The 4,055-nt window shown below is 63.4% G+C and carries 1 protein-coding gene; it reads left to right on the top strand.

All coding sequences use genetic code 11. The features are described from left to right. On the top strand, window positions 1–4,019 hold a 4,019-nt coding region (locus Q0478_RS05140; protein WP_298676849.1), incomplete at its 5' end, for an SDR family NAD(P)-dependent oxidoreductase. Window positions 4,020–4,055 lie beyond the last annotated feature (36 nt).

Raw genomic sequence — 4,055 nt, 5'->3', positions numbered from 1 at the left:
AGATCCGCCGGGATCAGGTGATATCCGCCTTGCCCCACCCGCAGGATGATTGCCCGGATGACAAATGGTTTCTGGGGCAGTTGGGGCGGGTCTGGGCCATGGGCGGGCGTTTTGACTGGTCGCAGATCTGGGGGCAGGCACGCCGGCTTCGGGTGCCGCTGCCGGGCTATCAGTTCCAGCGCAAACCCTATTTCATCCAAGCCCAAACTGCGGGCGCACAGCCACCAGAACAAGCGCTGAGCCGGCTGGGGGATATGTCCGAGTGGGGCTTTGCCCCGATCTGGAAACCCGTGGCCGCCGATTGCGAGCTGGATGTGCTGACAGAGCTTGCAAGCGCACCCAAGGAAAGCTGGCTGGTTTTTCTGGATACCGCCGGTCTCGGGCAGGCCGTTGCCGACAGGCTGCAAGCGGCGGGGCACCAAGTCACCTTGCTGCGCACGGGCGATGGCTTTGGGCGCGCCGCGCCCGGCTATATCCTGTCACCCGAGCGGGGCCGGGAGGGCTATGATCTCTTGCTGCAAGATCTGGCTGCGCGCGGGATCACGCCCACACGGATCGCACATTTCTGGCTTGTGACCGAAGATGAAACCCACCGCCCCGGGTCAAGCTTTTTTCATCGCACACAGGAGCAGGGGTTTTATGCTCTGCTGTTTCTCGCGCAGGCCATGGCGGCCGCAGAATGGCCCCCCGTGGCAATCACCGCCTTCACAACAGGCGCAGGTGCCCTGCGCGCACAGGGCGCACAAAAAGCACTTCTGGCGCATCCCGCCAAAGCCACCCTGCGCGGGCCGATTGGCGTGATCCCCCGGGAGATGCCGGGAAGCTTTGCGAAAGTCGTTGATGTAGAATGGCCCGGGGCAGGCCAGCTTGCGCCGCTTGTGACGGTGGTGCTGGAGGAGCTGCTGGCGCGGCCATCAAACTGTGTCGCCGCCTGGCGCGGTGCACGGCGCTATGAAGAGGTGATCCGCCCCTTTGCCCTGCCGGAACCCGAGCGCCTGCCCTTGCAAGAGGAGGGCACCTATCTGATCACCGGTGGCTTTGGCGGGATCGGCCTCACCTTGGCCGAGGACCTGATCCGCCGCTACAAAGCCCGGATCGTTTTGCTCGCACGCACGGCTCTGCCCGCGCGCGAGGCTTGGGAAAGCTATTGCAAACATCATGGCCGTCATGATGCGCTCTCGCGTCGTATCGCGGCGGTCGAGCGGCTCGAAAGCCTTGGTGGGCAGGTCATGGTGGTGGCTGCGGATGTGTCCAATGTGGAAGACATGCGCAGCGCTCTGGAAAAAGTGCAGATGCGCTTTGGGGCGGTGCACGGGGTGATCCATGCCGCCGGTCTGCTCAACGACAGCCCGCTTGTGACCAAAACATCAGCCGAAATCGAAGAGGTTTTCACGCCCAAACTGCATGGCACAATGGTGCTGGAACAGATTTTTCCCGATGGCGCGCTGGATTTTCTGGTGTTGTTTTCCTCCAGCTCCACGCTCACAACCCCGGTGGGGCAGGTCGATTATGTTGCGGCCAATGCCTATTTGAACGCCTATGCCCAGGCGCGTCAGGGCGGCAAGACACTGGTGCTGGCGCTCAATTGGGGCATCTGGGCCGAAGTTGGCATGGCGGCGGAGGCGCTTGGGCTTGTCGGAACGCCTCCAGATGAAAGCGAAACACCCGTGGTGGCGCCCATTCTGAGCTCGGCGCGGTTTGACAGCGCGGGCAACCGCGTTTTTGAGGCTGATCTGCGCAGCGACCATTGGGTGGTGGATGACCATCGCACCCGCCAGGACCAAGCGCTGTTTCCCGGCACGGGCTATCTTGAGTTGGCCGCTGAAGCGCTGGCTGCACAGGATGAAGGTTGCGCCTTTGAGCTGTGTGATCTCTATTTTCTGCGCCCGCTCTCTGTGCCGCAGGCGGGCGCGCGCCGCTTGCGCGTGACGCTGGCGCGCAGCGATACCGGCTATGATTTCACCGTGCAATCAGCCCCTTTAGAGCCACAGGTAGAGGGTCCGCTGGCCTTTGAAACCAATGCCACCGGCGCAATTGTGCTGCTCAAAATGCGCGTGCCTCCGGCTCTGGACCTTGCGGCCATTGCCGCGCGTTGTCCGCAAAAGAAACAGGCGCAAGAGGGCCACAGTTTGCGCTCGCCGCAGGAAAAACACCTCGCCTTTGGTCCGCGCTGGCGTGTGCTTGAGCAAACGGCCCTTGGCGAAGATGAGGGGCTGGCGCGGTTGCGCTTGCCCGCGCGGGCGCGTGATGACGGCTGCCTGCTGCCGCCGGGGCTTATGGATATGGCCACGGGCTGGGCCATGGCTCTGATCAAGGATTATGCACCCAGCCATCTTTGGGTGCCGGTGTCTTACGGCTCGCTGCGGGTCTATCGTGCGCTGCCCGATGAGGTGTTTTCTTGGGTGCAAAATGCGGCTGAAAACAGCGCGCAATCAGAGACCGCTTGCTTTGATATTGTGGTGTGTGACCGCTCAGGAGCGGTCTGTGCCGAGGTGCGGGCCTTGACCCTGCGCAGATTGGCGCAAAGCAACGCCTTTGGCACCGTCGCTGCCCTTCTGGAGGAAACGCCCAGCCCTGACGTCAGCCCGATGGCCCCCGCAATGGCCACCCCACAGCCCAAGCGCAAACAGGCACAAGAGCGCCTGCGCGACGCCATTCGCCTTGGCATCACCCCCGCCGAGGGCGTTGAGGGCTTTCGGCGCGCGTTGGGGGCCGGGGTGGCGCAGGTGGTGGTGTCCTCGCTGGATCCGGGCCGCCTTCGCGCCGAGGCGGCGGCGCAGGCCGCACAGCCGGTTGCCGCCGGGCAGAGCTTTGAGCGCCCCGATCTTGAGAGCGTGTATTGCGCGCCCGAGAGTGCCATAGAACAAAAGCTGGCGCAGCTTTGGGGCAGCCTTCTCGGGGTGACGCAAATTGGCGTGGACGACAATTTCTTTGATCTGGGCGGGCATTCGCTGATTGCTGTGCGCCTCTTTGCCCAGATCAAGAAAACCTTCGAGGTCGATTTTCCGATTTCGCTGTTGTTTGAGGCTCCCACGATCCGCACCTGTGCCCAGAGAATTGCGGCGCACGCCAGCCCGCACCAGGCGCTGACGGCCGATGCCGATGCGGTGGCCGCACCGCGCGCGCGCCGCTTCACCCACCTTGTTGCGATGCACCAGGGCGAGGGCGGGCCGCGGCGGCCGTTCTTTCTGGTGGCGGGGATGTTTGGCAATGTGCTCAACCTGCGCCATCTTGCCAATCTCCTGGGGGCCGAGCGCCCCTTTTACGGGATGCAGGCACGCGGCCTTTATGGCGATCAGGAACCACACCGCACGATCCCCGAAGCCGCCGCAGATTACCTCCAGGAGATCAAGGCCGTGCAACCGCGTGGCCCCTATCTGCTTGGTGGGTTTTCAGGCGGTGGCATCATCGCCCTTGAGATTGCACAGCAGCTGGAAGCGCTTGGCGAGGATGTGTTGATGCTCGTGATGCTGGACACCCCGCTGCCACAGCGCCGCCCGCTGACAGCGCAGGACCGGCTGTTGATTCAGCTTGCACAGCTGAAGGCGGGCGGGCTGGCCTATCCGCTCACATGGGTGGCACGCCGTCTGGCTTGGGAGTTTGAAAAGCGCTTCAAGAAAGAGCCAGAAGCCATTGAAAATAGTGAAACTACATTTCACAATTCTGATATTGAAGCGGCGTTTCTGGATGCGGTGGCGGCCTATAGGCCACGGATCTGGCAAGGCCCATTGGCGCTGTTTCGCCCCCCGCTCGCGGGGGTGTGGAAGGTTAGTCAGGGGGGCTTGGTAAATGCCCAACGGGCCTATGTCACCGCCGACAACGACTGGGGGCGTTATGCGCCACTGGTTGAGGTTTTCGAAGTGCCGGGCGATCATGACACCATGGTGCTGGAGCCGAATGTGCGCGTGCTTGCGGCGCGGTTGCGCCGCTGTATCGAGGATGCCGAGGCCCCGGCAGCCCGCGCAGCACGGGTGCGCGCGCTGCCTGCCCGGCGCGCACAGGGGAGGTCGGCAGAATGAGTGCGCCGACGCTTCTCACCATCATCCTCAACTACC

Origin of the sequence: uncultured Lentibacter sp. (assembly GCF_937123735.1) — a bacterium.
GTDB lineage: Bacteria > Pseudomonadota > Alphaproteobacteria > Rhodobacterales > Rhodobacteraceae > Lentibacter.
This window is presented reverse-complemented; position numbering and strand designations above follow the sequence as displayed.